This window comes from Streptomyces sp. CA189, assembly GCF_056428985.1.
The window spans coordinates 406,157-423,471 of sequence record NZ_JBWJVM010000001.1; the positions used below are offsets into that span (position 1 = coordinate 406,157).

Here is a 17,315-nt window from a genome sequence, read left to right on the forward strand (position 1 = left end):
GTGGACGGCCTACGAGGCGTTGCGCGTGTGATAGCGGTAGTAGGCCGCCGCGCCGACGCCCGCGCCGACGAGCAGGCCCAGGCCGGAGCTCTTCAGGATGGACTCGCCGGCCAGGCTGTACAGGTAGCCGAAGGAGATCCCCGCGAAGATCGCGTACGCCGCCGCGTGCGGCTCCTGCGCCAGCCGCGGGCCGATCCGGGCCAGGGCCACCAGGCAGGCGGCGAAGATCGCGCCGCACAGGATCCCGTAGAAGACGTTGCCCGCGTCGACGGGCCCCATCTGACGCTTCATGAAGGCGGCGTAGACGCCGTAGACCAGTCCCATGAGCAGGGGTCGCGCCAGGGCGGACCTGCTCGTGTGGGCCGCCGTACCGGACGCCGGCTGCCGGTGCCCCCGGGGGGCGGTGGGTGCCGCATGTGCCATGACGGGCTCCTCTCTCCCATCCTCCAGGGCACACCCGCAACCCGGGACCGGCAACCGGAGCAGTCGGCGACCTACGCCCGCACCGCCACCGCGTCGATCTCGAAGAGCATGTCCGGCAGGGCGAGCGCGGCCACGCCGATCAGCGTCTGGGCGGGCAGTTCGGTGCCCCAGGCGGCGTTCAGGTGCTTGAGCAGCACCTCCAGCTTCCGCTGGTCGTGCCCGACGACGTACGTCCCGATGCGGACCACGTCGCCGAGGCCCAGACCCACGGCCTCCAGGGCGGTGCGGAGGTTCGCGAAGGCCTGCCCGACCTGGTCGTCGAACACGTCGGAGACCACGTGACCGGCCGGGTCGGAGCCGTACTGGCCGGCTATGAACACCTGCTGTCCGGGCGCGGAGACGATGTGGCTGTAGCCGTAGCCGGTGGGGTCGTGGAGTTCTGCCGGGTTGGTGATGCTGCGCGTCATTCCAAGCTCCTGGGTCAGTTGTCCGAAGGGTGGCTAGCGGGCGGCGGCCAGCCAGGCGCGGAGCCGCTCGGGGGCCTCCGGGGCCTGCCGTTCGGCCTGCTGCCGGATCTCGTCGAGGGTCTGGGCGGCCAGCGCCCGGCGCCAGGCCAGCTCGGCCCGGCCCATCGCGTGGGCGATGGCGCAGTCGGCCGCGGGCGGCTCCTCGCCGCCGCCGGGGCCGCCGGGGCCCTGCTGCCGGATCTCCGCACACCGGAAGGCCTCGTCCGGCCCTTCGACGGCGGCGACCACGTCCATGAGCGAGATGGAGTCGAGCGGGCGCGCGAGGCGGAAGCCGCCCCGCGGGCCCGGGGTGGAGGTGACGATGCCCGCCCGGGCCAGGGCCTGGAGCTGCTTGTTGAGGTAGGCGGCGGGCAGCTCGTGCCACGCCGCCAGGCGGGCCGCCGAGACCGCCCGGCCTTCACCGCTCCAGGCCAGGTTGAGGCAGCTGTGCAGGGCCCATTCGACGCCCTCGCTCATCTTCATAATCTGGATATTAGATGTCCAGATTAAGGGAGGCAAGGCAGACACGCCCGGCCCGCACCACCCGGGCGCAGCAACCCGGCTCGCGCCGCGCGCCCCGCCCCCTTTCCCTGGTGACGTGCGGACCTTCCTCTCGGCGGTACTCATCGCGCTCGTGGCCCTGCTGGTGCCCGCGAGCGCCGTCGCGTACTGGGCCGATCACGAACTCGGCAGCGCCGACCGCTACACCGCGGCCATGTCCCCGCTCGCCTCGGATCCCGCCGTGCAGAACCTCGTCGTCACCCAGGCTGGCCGGGCCCTCTCCGGGCAGATCGACGCCGGCCCCTTCCAGGGCGGGGTCGACGCCCTGCTCGGCGAGGCCCTGCACTCCTTCGTCGGCACCCCGGCCTACCAAACCGCCTGGGACGCCGCGAACCGCGCCGCCCACGGCGCCTTCCTCCAGGCACTGACCACCGGCGACGGCAACGCCGTGACCATCGACCTCGCGCCCGTGATCGCCCGGGTCAAGGGCGATCTCGTTGACAACGGGGTGCCGTTCGCCGACCGCATCCCCGAGACCCACCTCTCGGTGAAGGTCATGGAGTACGACAACCTCGGTGCGCTCCGGAAGGGCTTCCGCATGCTCCAGATCGCCGGCGTCTGGCTTCCCGTGCTCACCGTGGTGCTGGCCGCGGCGGCCATCGCCGTCGCCGTCCGGCGCCGCCGGGCCGTCCTGGCCACCGGGCTGGGGCTGGCCGCCGGAGCCGTCCTGCTGTGGGCGGCGGTGGTCCTGTGCCGCCGCCTCACCCTGGACGACCTGCCGGCCGACATCGACCGGGCGGCCGCCGAAGCGGTGTACGACGCGCTCACCGCGTTCCTGCGGACCACCACCTGGGTGGTGCTGGCCGTCGGACTGACCGTCGCCCTGGCCGCCTGGCTGACGGGCCGACTGCGCCGCACCCCATAAGCTCGGAACGGCGGATTGGCACGCAAATCCGTAGAACATCCCGTAGAACAGCACAGAAGAACCGATTCACGAGCGGCGGCACGGAAGCGGGAATGAGCACCGAACGCACCGAAGACATACCGCCCGGGCGGGCCGGGCAGGCGGCCGGACGGTTCAGTCCGCTGGCCCCGCCCGCCTGGCTGCTGAAGGGGCTGCGGCCGAGTTCCGCGCCGATCCCCTGGGCCGCCACGCTGCGCGCGGCCGTCGCCCTGGCCCTGCCGCTGGCCGTCGGCTTCGCCGTCGACGAGCCCGAGTACGGCGCGCTCGTCTCGATGGGCGCCCTGTCCGGGGTCATCGGCGACACCGCAGACGCCTACCGGATGCGGATCCTGAACATCGCCGTGCCCCAGTTCTTCGGGGCCGTGGGCGTCGCCCTGGGCACCCTGGTCTTCGGGCACGGCTGGGTCGCCGTCGGCGTCCTCACCCTGATCGCCCTGGTCTCCGGGATGATCTCCTCCATCGGCACGGTGGCCTCCGTCTCCGGGCTGCTGCTCCTGCTGAACGCCGTCGTCGGCGCCGGCCTGCCGATGCCCAGTCCCTGGTGGACGGCCCCCCTGCTGCTGAGCGCCGGCGGACTGCTCGTCCTGCTGCTGACCCTGCTGGGCTGGCCGCTGCGCGGCCGGCAGCCGGAGCGGGCCGCGGTGGCCGCCGCGTACCGGGCCCTGGCCGACACCCTGGAGGCGGCGGGCGGACCGGGACCCGCGTACGAGGAGCGCCGCCAGCAGGTCACCCAGGCCCTGAACCACGCCTACGACCTGGTGCTGGGCCGCCGGGCCCGGGTGCACGGCCACAGTCCCTCGCTCGTGCGGATGCTGGCCCAGCTGAACGTGCTGATCCCGCTCGTCGAGGCCGCGCCCGCCGCGCACCTGCGCCGCAGGCCCCTCTCCCCCGCGATCCCGGCAGCCGTGCGGGACCTGGCGGCGGCCGTCGAGGAGGGCCGCACGGACACCCCCGTACTGGACCTGCCCGCGCCGGACGGCCAGTCCGAGCGGGCCATCGACGCGGCCCTGCGGCACGCCGCGACGATCGTGCCGCTGGCCGAGCCGGACATGCACAACGTCGACGACCGGCTCGGCCGCCCCGCCGCGCTCCGGGTCCGGGCCCGCCGGGCGGTGCGCGACATGATGTTCTCCGAGGCCTCCTGGCGGTACGGGCTGCGGCTCGCGCTGTGCATCGGGCTGGCGCAGTCCCTCGTATCGGTGGTGGAGATCGAGCGCTCCTACTGGGTCGCGCTGACCGTCACCTTCGTCCTCAAGCCCGACTTCGGCTCGGTGTTCTCCCGGGCCGTGCTGCGCGCGCTCGGCACCGCGGGCGGGCTCGTCGTCGCGGCCGCCGTGCTCTCGGAGGTGCCGCGGGGGTGGTGGGACGTGCCGGTGATGGTGGTCCTGGCGGCCCTCATCCCCGTCTTCTCCGTGAAGGGGTACGCCTTCCAGACCGCGGCGATCACCCCGGTCATCCTGCTCCTGTCCGACCTGCTCAACCACCAGGGCTTCGACCTGGTCCGGCCCCGGCTGCTCGACAGCCTGATCGGCTGCGCCATCACCCTGATCGCGGGGTACCTGCTCTGGCCCGAGAGCTGGCACACCCGGATCGGCGACCGGCTCGCCGACGCGGTGGACGACGCCGCCCGGTACGTGGAGCACGCCTTCGGCTCCGCCCCCGACACGGATGCCGGCCAGCGGGCGGCCCGTACCGCCCGGCTCCAGGCCCGCCGCCGCATCTACCGGGAGCTGTCGGGCGTGCGCAGCGAGTTCCAGCGGGCGCTGACCGAGCCGCCGCCGACCGGGGAACGGGCCGCCGCGTGGTGGCCGCTGGTGGTCGCCGTCGAGCGGATCGTCGATGCGACGACGGCCGCCCGCGTCCGCGTCAACCACGGCGCACACCCCCCGGGCCCGCACGAGGTCGAGGCGATCGCCGAAGACCTCCGCGCCCTGGCCCACGGCGTCCGCCGAGTCGACACCCCCACCCTGCTCCGCCCCACCCCACCCCCCGAGGTCGACGAAACCTCCGTCCTCTCCCCGGTCCGCCAGGAACTGGCAGCAGCCAGAGCCATCGCGAACCCGACCCGCGACTGAACCCAGCCCAAATCCAGCCCCGCCGGCGTTTGAGGCGCGGAGGTCCGGGGGCTGGCCCCGGCACGGCGCCGCGCGCACCCACCGGGCCGGGCCCAAATCCAGCCCCGCCGGCGTTTGAGGCGCGGAGGTCCGGGGGCTGGCCCCCGGCACGGCGCCGCACACACCCACCGGGCCGTGCCCAAATCCAGCCCCGCCGGCGTTTGAGGCGCGGGGGCCCGGGGGCGGAGCCCCAGGCAGCGGCGCCGAGCCGTCCCCCCAATGGCCCCGCCCCCGGGCCACCCCGCCCAAGGCGGGAGAGCATCAGCACATGAGGCCCTTCCTCCGGCGCAGCCGGGCCCTCCTCCTGGCGGCCGCCCTGTCGGCAGCCGCGGGCTGCGCCGACGTGGAGGGCCTCCAGAGCGACGGCGACCTCGGCACCGCCCGCGCCCCCCGCACCCTGTGGAAGGACATCCGCCCCGACCCCCCGGCCCCCGGCCAGCAGCCCGGCACGGCCACCGCCGTCCCGGGCCTCGCCAAGGTGCCCGAGCTGTCCATGCGGGGCGTGAACGCCGTGGACGTCGTACGGGCCGACGTCACCGCCGCCACCACCGCGGACGCCGGCACCGGCCGGCTCGTCGACCCCCGCGCGATCCAGCGCGTCGCGCTCTGCACACAGGCTGTGGACGGCGGCCCCGACTGCCCCGTCCGGCCCGCGGTGCTCGCCGATGTGACGGGGAACGGCAGGGCGGAGCTGATCACCGCCCTGGACATCGACGGCCGGGTCAGCGAACTGCGCGTCTACACCGTCCGGGACGACGGGACGATCGCCCGCATCCTGTCCCGGCGCGGGGTCCTGGAGGGCGTGGAGGTCGCCGCCGAGCACCTGGCGGTCCGTGAGCCGACCTCGAACCCGAAGAAGGTCTCCATCTCCGACTACGTGTGGGACCCGGAGGCCGAGATCATGAACCTCGACCAGCTCACCCTCGACGAGTGCCCGAACCAGGGCGACGCCTCCCCCTGCCCGGCCCCGGGCACGGGTGCCGGCACGGGCTGAGGGGGGCCGGGACCACGATGGGCCGGACGAGTAGCCTGCGCTGGAAGATCGCCATGACCACCACCGCGGTGTGCTGCGCCGTCGCGGCCGTGCTCGGCATCCTCGTGCACAACGTGGTCGCCCGCCAGCTCGTCGGCGAGGTCCGCAAGGACGTGGACCGCGAGCTGGACTACGCCCTGAGCCAGTACGAGTACGGCACCGCGCACGGCGACGGGAACAGCGCCCTCGACCCGCCCGGCCTCCCGGCCCCGCTGCGCGAGCTGGTCGCGCGCGGGATGACCGGCAGCATGACCGGCACCCAGGACGGCAAACCCGTCATGTGGGCGGCCGGGCCGGCCGACGGCAAGGCCCTCGCCGTCTGGGTCCCTTACGAGAGCACCCGCACCCGGCTCCGGGAGACCGACGCCGCCATCCTGGTCTCCGCCGTCCTCGCCGCCGGGCTGGTGGCCCTCGCCGGTCTCTTCCTCGCCAACCGCATCAGCCGCAGGCTCGCCACCACGGCCGCCGTGGCCCGCCGGATCAGCGCCGGGGACCTCGACGCGAGGGTCGGATTCCCGGCCGGCGCGGAGGGGACCCGACCGCGCTCCCGCGACGAGGTACGGGACGTGGCGCAGGCCCTCGACTCGATGGCAGCATCGCTCCAGGCCCGGCTGGAGGCGGAGAAGCGGTTCACGGCGGACGTCGCGCACGAGTTGCGCACCCCGCTCACGGGATCCCTGGCCGCCGCCGCGCTGCTGCCCGAGGGCCGGCCCAAGGAGATGATCAACGACCGGCTCAACGCCCTGCACCTGCTCACCGAGGACCTGCTGGAGATCTCCCGGCTGGACTCCGGCGTCGAACGGGCCGACCTGGCCCGGGTGGAGCTCGGCCGCGCGGTGGAGCGGGCGGCGGCGGGCACCCGGCTGCCCGTCGCGGTGCGGATCGAGCGGGACGCGGTGGTGCTCACCGACCGGCGCCGGCTGGACCGGATCCTGGCCAACCTGCTGGCCAACGCCCACAAGCACGGGCGGCCGCCGATCGAAGTGACCGTCACCGGCCCGCTGGTGACCGTACGGGACCACGGGCCCGGCTATCCGGCCGAGCTGATCGAGCAGGGCCCGCAGCGCTTCCGCACCGGTGATCCGGGACGCGGGCGCGGCCACGGGCTCGGCCTGACCATCGCCTCCGGACACGCGGCGGTGCTGGAGATCGAGCTGAGCTTCTCCAACGCCCCCGACGGGGGCGCGGTGACCACGCTCCTGCTGCCGGTCGGGCGCCTGCCGGAAGGCAGTTGAGGGGCGCCGGTCGATGTTTCACGTGACACATCAACAAACATCGACCGGCGCCCCTCGGGTCAACTCACCTCGGCTCAGACGTCAGACGTCAGACTCCGATGTTCTTGCCGTCCTTGCGCCACACCGAGACGACCGACGGGCGGACGAGCTTGCCGGGGCCGTCAGGCCACGCCGACTGCGGGTTCTCGACGGACGCGCCGTCGAGCTCGCCCGGGTGCTGCACGGCGACCAGGACGCGCTTGTCCTGGATGATCGGGCCACAGGTCTCGGCACCGCGCGGAACGGTCAGGAACTGCTTCAGCTCACCGCGGCGGTCACCGGCGGTCGCGACACCGAAGAGGCCGTCGTGCGAGCCGAGCTGGTTGCCGTCCGTGGAGATCCACAGGTTGCCGTGCGGGTCGAACGCCACGTTGTCCGGGCAGGAGATCGGGCTGACCTTGTCCTTCGGGAAGCCCGCGAAGTAGGTCGCCGGGTCGTTCGGGTCACCCGCGACCAGGAAGAGGCGCCAGGCGAAGCCGTCGCCGGCCGGGTCGTCGAAGTTCTCGGCGAGCTCCAGGATCTGGCCGTGCTTGTTCAGGTTGCGCGGGTTGGCCTCGTCGGCGGGGGCCTTGCCAGCGGCGCCGCGGTCCTTGTTGTTGGTCAGCGCGATGTAGACGCGGCCGGTGCGCGGGGACGGCTCGACGTCCTCGGGGCGGTCCATCTTGGTGGCGCCCACCTTGTCGGCGGCCTGGCGCGTGAAGACGTAGACCTCCTCGGCGGTCATGCCTTCGACATGCGAGACGTTGCCGGTGGCCAGCTTGATCCAGACACCGGAACCGTCGAACTCGCCGTCCGAGGGGAGCTTGCCGGAGCCGTCGATCTCGGCGGCCGGGGAGTCGCCGGTGAGCTTGGCGACGTAGAGGGTGCCCTCGTCGAGCAGCGTGAGGTTGTGCTCCTTCGCCGCGCGCGAGTCGCCCTTCTTCATCTGCTTCGACGAGACGAACTTGTAGAAGTAGTCGAAGCGCTCGTCGTCGCCCATGTAGACGACCGGGCGGCCGTCCTCGGTCAGGCGGGGCTGCGCGGCCTCGTGCTTGAAGCGGCCGAGCGCGGTGCGCTTGCGCGGGACGGAGTTCACGTCGTACGGGTCCAGCTCGACGACCCAGCCGTGGCGGTGGGACTCGTTGGGCTCCTGGGCGACGTCGAAGCGCTTGTCGAACCGCTCCCACTTGCGCTCGGTGGCGCCGGAGGTCACGCCGTAGCGCTTCAGGCGGGCGGCCTGGGTCGGGTCGGTGACCAGGCCGGCGTTGGCGAAGTACTGGTTGAAGTTCTCCTCGCCGTGGAGGGTGGTGCCCCACGGGGTGGTACCGCCGGCGCAGTTGTTGAGGGTGCCGAGCACCTTGGTGCCGGTGGCGTCGACCGAGGTCTTCACCAGGTCGGAGCCGGCGGCCGGACCGGTCAGCTTGAACTCGCTGGTGGTGGTCAGGCGGCGGTTGAGGCGGTGGCGGTTGACGGCGGTCAGCTTGCCGCTGCGGTGGTCCTCCTGGACCACGACCACGGACAGGCCGTGCGCGGCCCAGGCGATCTCGACCTGCTCGCGGGTCGGGTTGGCCGCGTCGTACGCCTTGAACATGAGCTGCTCGTCGGTGTACTCGTGGTTGGCCACGAGCAGCTGCTGGCGCTCGTAGGCGCCGCCGAGCGGGAGCAGGCTCAGGAAGTCGTTGTTGTAGCCGAACTGACCGGCCTGGGCGGCGGCGGTCTGGTTGTCCGGGTTGAAGCCCGGCGCGCCCTTGATGATCGGGTCGCCCCAGCGGATGACCACGTTCTGCTCGTGACCCTCGGGAACGGTGACCTGGTCGGCGGTGTTCGGCGCGACCGGCTTGAAGCGCAGGCCGCGGGCACCCTCGGCGTTGACCCCGCCGGCGCCGGCGCGCTGGACCTCGACCGTGGGGTCCGCGGAGGCGGAGGAACCGTTGCCGCTCAGCGTGATGGCCGTGCCGGCGGCCGAGGCGACCGTGACGACGGCGGCCGAGCGGAGCATCGCGCGGCGGGAGTAGGCGCGGGCTATGACATCGCCGGCGTACTCGTTGTCGCTGGTGTTCGGCACCTCGTGGAAGCAGGCGTCGCCGCAGCGGTAGCGGCAGGTGAGAGCGGAACGGCCGCCCCCGTGAGAAGTGCCGATGAGCGGCAGGAGCTTGCGCACGAGTGTCCTCCGTAGATGCACGGTCCCCGACAACGTGTCGGAACAATCCGTCGGTGACGCTATGGGCGGGTTGCGCCGAAGCGGCGGCCGCTGGGTGAACGCCCGGTGAATCCGGCACGTCGGGGCGGCAGTTCGGGGGCGGAACAGGTGTGTTTGACCAGCGGGCGCCACGAAAGGTGCCCCTCCCGAAGTTCCAGCCAAGGGGCCGATAACCTTACGTGTCCACTCTGGGCAGGGATCTACCGCGCAGCACGGACAAATGATGCACGCACTCATGCGAAAGGCCTGGCCCATGGGTATTCGGAGCTTGTTGCGCAAGGTGTTCGGACGGACCTCTGAATCGGTTCCGGAGACGACCGGCACCACTTCGGCGGCCCTCCCGAGCCAGACCGAACGCACCCCCCTGGACGCGGCGGCCGAGCTGGTCGCCGCCTCCTTCGACAACCCCACCGTTCCGCCGCAGTCCACCCCCCGGGACCTCGAACCGGGTACGGTCCTCACCGCCCCGGCCCCGGCCCCCAACCCGGACCCCACGGTCCCGGAGGCCCGCCGGTCCCCCACCGGGGGTTCCCCGGCGACCCCCGCGGCTCCGGCCACCACGACGGCCCCGGCCGCCGCCGAAGCGGAGCCCGTCACCGCCGAAGCGGAACCGGCCGCCGAGGCCGAGACCGTGGCCGAGGCGGCAGCCGAGGCCGAACAGACCGCCGAGGCAACGCCGGAGCCCGCCACCACCGAGCCGGAGCCCCTCGCGGCCGAGCCCGAGGCCGCAGCCGAGGCGCCGGAAGCCGAGCCTGTCGCCACCCCGGCGGCCGCAGCCGAGGCCGAACCGGTCGCCGCCGAGGCCGAGGCCGAGCCGGTTGCAGCTGAGGCAGGGGCCGAACCGGCCCTGGCCGCCGCCCCCGAGGAGGAGCCCGCCGCCGAGGCGGACGCCGAGCCGCAGGCCGGCGTAGCCGCCCCGGAAGCGGACACCGAGCCCGAGGCGGAGCCCGCCGCGGCCGAGGCCGAGGCCGTCACCGAGCCCGAGCCCGAGCCGGCGACCGCCGAGCCCGTGGCGGCCGCGCCCGAGCCCGTGGCCGCCGAGCCGCAGGCGCAGGCGCAGGACGCGGAGACTGCCGAGGCGGAGCCCGTCCCGGCCGAGGCCATCACCGAGGCGGAGCCCGTGGCGGCCTCGGCCGACGCGGAGCCCGCCCCGGCCGAGGCCGACGCCAACGCCGAGCTCCTCACCGCCGACGCCGCCGCAGACGGCGGCCCCGCGCACACCCTCGCCGCCCTCAAGCGGCAGGCGCCCGCGCTCGCGGCCGCGTACAAGGCCGCCGGACAGGCCCTGCGCACCAAGGGCAAGGCCGGCGCCCGCGCCACCGTGTTCCTCGTGCTCGACCGGTCGGGCTCGATGCGCCCGTTCTACAAGGACGGCAGCGTCCAGCACCTCGCCGACCACGCCCTCGCCCTCGCCGCGCACCTCGACGAGAGCGCCACCGTCCACACGGTCTTCTTCTCCACGGACGTGGACGGCACCGCCGACCTCACCCTCGACGGCCACGACGAGGCCTGGGTCGAGGCCCGCCACGCCGAGCTCGGCCGCATGGGCCGCACGAGCTACCACGTGGCCGTCGAGGCCGTCGTGGAGCGCTACCAGAAGGACGGCGGCGAGGGCCCGGCCCTGGTCGTGTTCCAGACGGACGGCGCGCCCGACAACGTCCGCCCCGCCCGCCAGGCGATCACCGACGCCGCCACCGCGGCCCCCGGCATCCACTGGCAGTTCGTCGCCTTCGGCGAGCACGACGCCAAGGCCTTCGACTTCCTGCGCAAGCTGGACGCCGACAACGCCGGCTTCTTCCACGCCGGCCCCGCCCCGGCCGAACTGACCTCGGCGGCCCTCCTCAAGGGCCTGCTGGAGAAGTTCTAGGAGCAACGGAAGAAGGGCCCGGGATCCGTACGGATCCCGGGCCCTTCTTCCGTACTCAGGCCTACTGGTGCGGCTTGACGGCCTTGTCGACCGGCTCGCTCGTCTTCGTCTCCACCGGCTTGCGCAGCGCGATGTTCAGCTCGCGCAGGCGGGACTCCTCCAGGATGGTGGGCGCGCCCATCATCAGGTCCTGCGCGTTGCCGTTGAGCGGGAAGGCGATGGTCTCGCGGATGTTCGGCTCGTCGGCGAGCAGCATGACGATGCGGTCCACGCCCGGGGCGATGCCACCGTGCGGCGGGGCGCCGAGGCGGAAGGCGCGCAGCATGCCCGCGAACTCGCGCTCGACGGTCTCGGCCTCGTAACCGGCGATCTCGAAGGCCTTCAGCATGACCTCGGGCTCGTGGTTGCGGATGGCGCCGGAGGACAGCTCGATGCCGTTGCAGACGATGTCGTACTGCCACGCCAGGATGTCGAGCGGGTCCTTCTCCTCCAGGTCCTTCATGCCGCCCTGCGGCATGGAGAACGGGTTGTGGGAGAAGTCGATCTTGCCGGTCTCCTCGTCCGCCTCGAACATCGGGAAGTCGACGATCCAGCAGAAGCGGAAGACGTTCTCCTCGAACTGCCCGGCCCGCTTGGAGGCCTCGACGCGGACGCCCGCCATGATCTTGGAGACCTCGTCGAACTCGCCCGCGCCGAAGAACACGGCGTGACCGGCGGCCAGACCGAGGCGCTCGGTGAGGACCTTGACGTTCTCCTCGGTGAGGAACTTGGCGATCGGGCCGGTCAGCGCGCCGTCCTCGCCCACGCGGACCCAGGCCAGGCCCTTGGCGCCCAGCGAGATCGCGTACTCGCCGAGGCCGTCGAAGAACTTGCGCGGCTGGGCGGCGGTGTCCGGGACGGCCAGGGCGCGCACGTGCTTGCCGGCGAACGCCTTGAACTCCGAGCCCTCGAACACGTCGGTGATGTCGACGAGCTCCAGCTTGGAGCGCAGGTCGGGCTTGTCGTTGCCGTACTTCAGCATCGACTCGCGGAACGGGATCCGCGGGAACGGGGAGGTGACCTCGCGGCCCTTGCCGAACTCGGTGAAGATCTCCGTCATCAGCCGCTCGATCGGCTGGAAGACGTCCTCCTGCTCGACGAAGGACATCTCGACGTCGAGCTGGTAGAACTCGCCCGGCGAGCGGTCGGCGCGGGCGTCCTCGTCGCGGAAGCAGGGCGCGATCTGGAAGTACCGGTCGAAGCCGGAGATCATCAGCAGCTGCTTGAACTGCTGCGGCGCCTGCGGGAGCGCGTAGAACTTGCCCGGGTTCAGGCGGGACGGGACGACGAAGTCACGGGCGCCCTCGGGGGAGGTCGCGGTGAGGATCGGGGTCGCCATCTCGTTGAAGCCGAGGGCCACCATCTTGGAGCGGATGGAGGCGATGACGGCCGAGCGCAGCATGATGTTGCGGTGCATGCGCTCGCGGCGCAGGTCGAGGAAGCGGTACTCCAGACGGCGCTCCTCGTTCACCCCGTCGTCGGTGTTGATGGTGAAGGGCAGCGGGGCCGAGGCGCCGAGCACCTCGACCGCGGTGACCTCGACCTCGATGTCGCCGGTGGCGAGCTCGGGGTTGACGTTGTCCGCGCCGCGGGAGACGACCTTGCCGTCGATGCGGACGACGGTCTCCTTGGTGACGCTGCTGAGCGCCTCGTTCGCGGCCGTGCCGGGACGGGCGACGAGCTGCGTGATGCCGTAGTGGTCACGCAGATCGATGAAGAGGATGCCGCCCAGGTCTCGACGATTGTGCAGCCAGCCGCTCAGCCGGACGTCGGAGGCGACGTCGGAGGCACGAAGCTCGCCGCACGTGTGGGACCTGTACCGATGCATCAGTCATCCAGTTCTACGTGATACCAGGGTGGATTCAACCGTCCCAAGGTTACCGTCCGGGACGGAAGCCCGTGCGGGCCCGCCCGCCCGGGGTGGTGAACAGGCACGTCAGGTGGATGACCTGTAAAGATGACCGGGTGCGCACAGAGGACGTCCTGGCCGCCATCGCGACCGGTTTGTGGCGATGGGACAACGCGTCCGGGACGGTCACCCTCGACAGCGAGGCCGCCCGGCTGCTCGGGCTGCCCGCCGAGCCCGTCGCGCTGCCCGAGGTCGCCGTGCGCTCGCGCTTCCACCCGGTGGACTGGAACGAGATCAACGGCATCGTGAACCTCGCGGTCGCCGAGGGCACCCTCGCCGAGGCCCGGCTGCGGATCATGGACGAGGACGGGCGCGTGCTGCGCACCGTACGCAGCCGCTCGAAGCCGCTGGAGAACCGCGCCCCGGACGGCCGCCTCGACTACGAACTGATCGGCACCATCCAGGAGATAGCCGAGGCCCAGCCCGGCACCACGGCCGTGCACACCCCCATCACCGGCGACTGGCGCCGCTCGCGCGAGGCGTTCCTGCTCGACGCCGGGCGGGCGCTGGCCGAGGCCCGCTCCACCGCCGAGGTGCTGCGGGTGGCGGCCTCACTGTCCATGCCCGGGTTCATCCCCGACGGGCTGGCCGTCTTCGGCGTGTCCGGCGACCGGCTGTCGATCATCGGGCACCACGGGCACGATCCCGGGGACGAGGGCCCCTTCGCGGACATGCCGCTGCTGACCGACTACCCGGCCGCGGAGGTCGTCCGCACCGGGCGGGCGATCTACCTCCCGAGCCCCGATGACTACAAGCGGCGCTTTCCGGCCACCTGGCCGCTCGCCCAGCGCTTCGGCCGGATCTCCTGGGCCTTCCTGCCGCTGATCGTCGCGGGACGGACCATGGGCGCCTGGATGGCCGCGTTCAAGCACCCGGTGTCCTTCTCCCCCGACGAGCGCTCCGTCCTGACGACGGTGGCCCGGATGCTCGCACAGGCGCTCCAGCGCGCCGGGGTGGCCGAATCCGAGCGGGAGCTCACCACCGGCCTCCAGCGCTCGATGATGCCCCAGCTCGGCCCCGAGATCCCCGGGATGACCCTCGCCGCGCGGTACGTGCCGACCGGCGGCGGGCTCCAGGTCGGCGGCGACTGGTACGACATGATCCCGCTGCCGTCGGGACGGTTCGCGCTGGTCATCGGCGACGTCCAGGGCCACGACGTCCGGGCGGCCGGGCTCATGGGCCAGCTCCGGATCGCGGTGCGCGCGTACGCCTCCGAGGGCCACCGGCCCGACGCGGTGCTCTCGCGCGCCTCCCGCTTCCTGGCGGGCCTGTGCTCGGAGCAGGACACGGGGTCGGCCACGGGGCCGGACACGGGCCCGGGCACCGGCAGGGGCGGCGCGGACTCCGACTTCCAGAGCCCGCGCTTCGCGACCTGCCTCTACGTGGAGTGCGATCCGCAGACCGGCCTGCTGGAGGTGGCCCGCGCCGGGCACCCCGACCCGGCGGTGCGGATGGCCGACGGCACGGTCCTGATGCGGCCCACGGCGGGCGGGCTGCCGCTCGGCATCGTGCCGGACACCGACTACCCGACGACCCGGTTCACCCTGGAACCCGGCGAGACGATGATGCTCTGCACCGACGGGCTCATCGAGACGGGCGGGCACGACCTCGACACGGGCTGGGCCCGGCTGCGGGCCATCCTGGAATCGCAGACCCCCGACCCCGAGACGCACGGTTCTCAGGACATGGAGCCCCGGCACCTGGAACGGCTGGCCGACCTGCTGGTCCAGGCGGTGCACGGCCCGTCCTCGCACCACACCACCGGCCCGCTGGCCGACCGGCGCGAGGACGACATCGCCGTCGTCCTGCTCTGCCGCGAGGGCGAGGGCTGCGGCTGCGAGACCCCGCTGCTGCACCCGTCACGGCCGGCCCGGCGCACCATGACGACCGTCGCCCAGGCGGAGCCGGAGCGGGTCGCGGGGGTCCGCCAGCAGATCCGGGAGCTGCTGCACGACTGGGCGGACCCGGAGCAGGTCGACGCGGCGGTGCTGATGGTCTCCGAGATGCTGACGAACGTACTGGTCCACACGGACGGGGACGCGCTGCTGATCGCCGAGGCGGTGGGCGAGCTCGGCTCGCGCCGGTTGCGGGTGGAGGTGGCGGACGCCTCCGACGAGCTGCCGCACAAGCGGCATCCGGGAGAGATGGCGTCGAGCGGGCGGGGCGTCCTGCTGCTGGAGATGCTGGCGGACGACTGGGGCGTCGACCCGCGCGGCGAGGGCAAGTCCACGTGGTTCGTACTGAACGAACGTTCCAAACCCGAACCCGACCCGCTGGACTGACCTTTGGGCGGCGGGCCCCGCCCGTGTTTGGATGAGCCGTGCCGACAACTCCCCTGCTGCCCGAGCCCGTACGCCGCCTCGCCGCCTGGTGCGTCGTCGTCCTCCTCGCCACCGCCGTCCTCGCCCTCGTCGTGTGGCTGTGCACCGTCTTCCGGACGGTGGTCACGCCCGTTCTGCTCGCCGTGCTCGGCACGGCCCTGCTCGGGCCGATGCACGGGCGGCTGGTCCGCATGAAGGTCAACCGCTCGCTCGCCGCGGCCCTCACCTGCCTGACCGTGGCCGCCGTGGTCGGCGGGGCCGGCTACGTCGTCGTCCTCGCGCTCATCGAGACCGGCGACCAGATCATCGACTCGCTGCGGAAGGCCGGCACGGACCTCGCGAAGCATTTCGGGGCGCTCGGCACCTCGCTGGAGGACGTGGCCAAGAACTCCAAGGACCTGCTCACCAAGTTCGGCGGAACGGCCGCCTCGGGCGTGGTCACCGGGCTCAGCGTGGTCGCGGCGATGATGGCGACGGCCCTGCTCGCCATGGTCCTGATCTTCTTCTTCCTCCGCGACTCCGACCGGGCCGTGGGCACCCTGCGCTCGATGGTGCCGACCCGCTCGGGCGACCTGATGGAGGCGATGGGGCGGCGCGCGTACGGGGCCGTCGAGGGCTTCATGCGCGGGACCACCTTCGTGGCCCTGGTCGACGCCATCCTCATCGGCGTGGGCCTGCTGATCCTCCAGGTCCCCGGCGCCGTGGGGCTGGCCGCCCTGGTGTTCGTGACCGCCTACATCCCCTACCTCGGCGCCTTCCTCTCCGGCGCGGTGGCGGTCCTCGTCGCCCTCGCCGACCGCGGCTGGGTGATCGGCCTGTGGGCCCTGGGCGTGGTGCTGGCGGTCCAGATGATCGAGGGCTACATCCTCCAGCCCATGGTGCAGAGCCGCACCGTGCAGATGCACCCGGCGGTGGTCATGCTGGCGATCACGGCCGGAGCGAGCGTCGCCGGCATCCTCGGAATGCTGCTGGCCGTACCGCTGACCGCGGCCTTCTTCGGGGTGGTCTCGGAGCTGCGGTCCCGGTACACGGCGGAGGCCGCCTGATCAGGCCGCCTGATCAGTACGCGGTCCCCATCGCGGCGCGGACCTCGGCCAGGGTGGTCTCGGCGACCGCGCCCGCGCGCTCGTTGCCGCGCCGCAGCACGTCCCGTACGTGGCCGCGGTCGGCCGCCAGCTCCGTACGGCGCGCCCGCATCGGTGCCAGGTACTCGTTGACGGCCTCGGTGACGACCTTCTTCAGCTGGGCCGCGCCGCCGTCGCCGATCTCCTCCGCGACCGACTCCGGGTCCCGGCCCTGGCACAGCGCGGCGAGCAGCACGAGGCTGGAGACCTCGGGGCGGGCGGCCGGGTCGTAGTCGATGCGGCGGACCGCGTCGGTCTTGGCGCCCTTCAGGAGGCGGGCCGTCTCGTCGGCGGTGGCCGACAGGGTGATCGCGTTGCCCCGGGACTTGCTCATCTTGGTGCCGTCCGTGCCGAGCAGCAGCGGCGCGGCGGACAGGAGGGCCTCCGGCTCGGGGAAGACCGGCCCGTCAGCCCCGTAGCGCTCGTTGAAGCGGCGGGCGATGGTGCGGGTGACCTCCAGGTGCGGGAGCTGGTCCTGGCCCACGGGCACCACTCCGGCCTTGCAGAAGAGGATGTCGGCGGCCTGGTGCACCGGATAGGTGAACATCAGCCCGCTCACCGAGGCCTGCCGGGAGTGCGCGATCTCGTCCTTGACGGTCGGGTTGCGGCCCAGTTCCGCCACCGACACCAGGGACAGGAAGGGCAGCAGCAGCTGGTTGAGGGCGGGCAGCGCGCTGTGCGCGAAGACCGTGGAGCGTTCGGGGTCGATCCCGGCGGCCAGGTAGTCGAGGACGAGCTCCTCGACGTGCTCGCCGAGGTGTTCGGCCACGTCCCGGTCGGTGAGCACCTGGTAGTCGGCCACGATCACGAAGGTGTCCACGCCCAGGTCCTGGAGCCGTACCCGGCCCTGCAGGGTCCCGAAGTAGTGCCCCAGGTGCAGCCGCCCGGTCGGCCGGTCCCCGGTGAGCACCCTGAAGCGCCCCGGATCGGCCCCGATCCGCTCCTCCAGCTCGGCACTGCGCCGACGCGCCGCCGACAGGTCGTACGTACTCACGGGGCTGCTCCTGCCCTTCTTCCGGTTACACCAGATACAGACCAGATGATTCAGGTATAGCCGACAA

13 protein-coding genes are annotated in these 17,315 nt (G+C 72.8%); 7 read left to right on the forward strand and 6 right to left on the reverse strand.

Going from position 1 to position 17,315, the window contains the following annotated elements:
* Positions 1 to 9 precede the first annotated feature (9 nt).
* From AC061S_RS01940 to AC061S_RS01950, 3 genes are all read right to left on the reverse strand, one after another.
* Positions 10 to 423 carry a hypothetical protein gene (locus AC061S_RS01940; RefSeq protein WP_478684015.1) on the reverse strand — a complete coding sequence of 138 codons (414 nt, stop codon included), beginning with the start codon at positions 421 to 423 and terminating at the stop codon, positions 10 to 12.
* Between the two features lie 71 nt (positions 424 to 494).
* The gene (locus AC061S_RS01945) at positions 495 to 890 is read right to left on the reverse strand and encodes a RidA family protein (RefSeq protein WP_478684016.1); all 396 of its coding nucleotides are present in this window, start codon (positions 888 to 890) and stop codon (positions 495 to 497) included.
* A 33-nt stretch (positions 891 to 923) separates the two neighbouring features.
* The gene (locus AC061S_RS01950; protein ID WP_478684091.1) at positions 924 to 1,406 is read right to left on the reverse strand and encodes an RrF2 family transcriptional regulator; all 483 of its coding nucleotides are present in this window, start codon (positions 1,404 to 1,406) and stop codon (positions 924 to 926) included.
* A gap of 121 nt (positions 1,407 to 1,527) precedes the next feature.
* Here AC061S_RS01950 and AC061S_RS01955 point away from each other — a divergent pair, with 121 nt between their 5' ends.
* The 4 genes from AC061S_RS01955 (at position 1,528) to AC061S_RS01970 (ending at position 6,776) form a co-directional block, all read left to right on the forward strand.
* Complete coding sequence (locus AC061S_RS01955) at positions 1,528 to 2,355, forward strand: hypothetical protein (RefSeq protein ID WP_478684017.1); 828 nt, start codon at positions 1,528 to 1,530, stop codon at positions 2,353 to 2,355.
* 92 nt (positions 2,356 to 2,447) lie between these two features.
* The gene (locus AC061S_RS01960) at positions 2,448 to 4,469 is read left to right on the forward strand and encodes an FUSC family protein (RefSeq protein WP_478684018.1); all 2,022 of its coding nucleotides are present in this window, start codon (positions 2,448 to 2,450) and stop codon (positions 4,467 to 4,469) included.
* A gap of 307 nt (positions 4,470 to 4,776) precedes the next feature.
* Positions 4,777 to 5,502, forward strand: a complete 726-nt coding sequence (locus AC061S_RS01965; RefSeq protein ID WP_478684019.1) for a hypothetical protein — start codon at positions 4,777 to 4,779, stop codon at positions 5,500 to 5,502.
* 53 nt (positions 5,503 to 5,555) lie between these two features.
* Positions 5,556 to 6,776 (forward strand): sensor histidine kinase, encoded by a 1,221-nt coding sequence (locus AC061S_RS01970; protein ID WP_478684020.1) that lies wholly within the window; start codon positions 5,556 to 5,558, stop codon positions 6,774 to 6,776.
* 88 nt (positions 6,777 to 6,864) lie between these two features.
* On the opposite strand, the gene AC061S_RS01975 is transcribed toward AC061S_RS01970, so the two are convergent.
* A complete protein-coding gene (locus AC061S_RS01975; RefSeq protein ID WP_478684021.1) occupies positions 6,865 to 8,955 on the reverse strand; it encodes a PhoX family protein in 2,091 nt (696 codons plus the stop codon).
* Between the two features lie 292 nt (positions 8,956 to 9,247).
* Between AC061S_RS01975 and AC061S_RS01980 the strand changes: the two genes are divergently transcribed.
* The gene (locus AC061S_RS01980; protein WP_478684022.1) at positions 9,248 to 10,861 is read left to right on the forward strand and encodes a VWA domain-containing protein; all 1,614 of its coding nucleotides are present in this window, start codon (positions 9,248 to 9,250) and stop codon (positions 10,859 to 10,861) included.
* A 61-nt stretch (positions 10,862 to 10,922) separates the two neighbouring features.
* Here AC061S_RS01980 and aspS read toward each other — a convergent pair whose 3' ends face one another.
* The gene (gene aspS / locus AC061S_RS01985) at positions 10,923 to 12,728 is read right to left on the reverse strand and encodes an aspartate--tRNA ligase (RefSeq protein ID WP_478684023.1); all 1,806 of its coding nucleotides are present in this window, start codon (positions 12,726 to 12,728) and stop codon (positions 10,923 to 10,925) included.
* Positions 12,729 to 12,865: 137 nt separating this feature from the next.
* Here aspS and AC061S_RS01990 point away from each other — a divergent pair, with 137 nt between their 5' ends.
* Positions 12,866 to 15,091, forward strand: a complete 2,226-nt coding sequence (locus tag AC061S_RS01990) for a SpoIIE family protein phosphatase (RefSeq protein ID WP_478684024.1) — start codon at positions 12,866 to 12,868, stop codon at positions 15,089 to 15,091.
* Positions 15,092 to 15,129: 38 nt separating this feature from the next.
* A complete protein-coding gene (locus AC061S_RS01995; protein WP_478684025.1) occupies positions 15,130 to 16,176 on the forward strand; it encodes an AI-2E family transporter in 1,047 nt (348 codons plus the stop codon).
* Positions 16,177 to 16,189: 13 nt separating this feature from the next.
* Here AC061S_RS01995 and trpS read toward each other — a convergent pair whose 3' ends face one another.
* Entirely contained in the window at positions 16,190 to 17,248 is a 1,059-nt protein-coding gene (gene trpS, locus AC061S_RS02000; protein ID WP_478684026.1) for a tryptophan--tRNA ligase, read from the reverse strand.
* Positions 17,249 to 17,315 lie beyond the last annotated feature (67 nt).

Bases quoted from the DNA above. Each gene is read 5' to 3' on its own strand.
- AC061S_RS01940 (WP_478684015.1), bottom strand. From the start codon at position 423: ATGGCACATGCGGCACCCACCGCCCCCCGGGGGCACCGGCAGCCGGCG.
- AC061S_RS01945 (WP_478684016.1), bottom strand. From the start codon at position 890: ATGACGCGCAGCATCACCAACCCGGCAGAACTCCACGACCCCACCGGC.
- AC061S_RS01950 (WP_478684091.1), bottom strand. From the start codon at position 1,406: ATGAGCGAGGGCGTCGAATGGGCCCTGCACAGCTGCCTCAACCTGGCC.
- AC061S_RS01960 (WP_478684018.1), top strand. From the start codon at position 2,448: ATGAGCACCGAACGCACCGAAGACATACCGCCCGGGCGGGCCGGGCAG.
- AC061S_RS01965 (WP_478684019.1), top strand. From the start codon at position 4,777: ATGAGGCCCTTCCTCCGGCGCAGCCGGGCCCTCCTCCTGGCGGCCGCC.
- AC061S_RS01970 (WP_478684020.1), top strand. From the start codon at position 5,556: ATGACCACCACCGCGGTGTGCTGCGCCGTCGCGGCCGTGCTCGGCATC.
- AC061S_RS01980 (WP_478684022.1), top strand. From the start codon at position 9,248: ATGGGTATTCGGAGCTTGTTGCGCAAGGTGTTCGGACGGACCTCTGAA.
- aspS (WP_478684023.1), bottom strand. From the start codon at position 12,728: ATGCATCGGTACAGGTCCCACACGTGCGGCGAGCTTCGTGCCTCCGAC.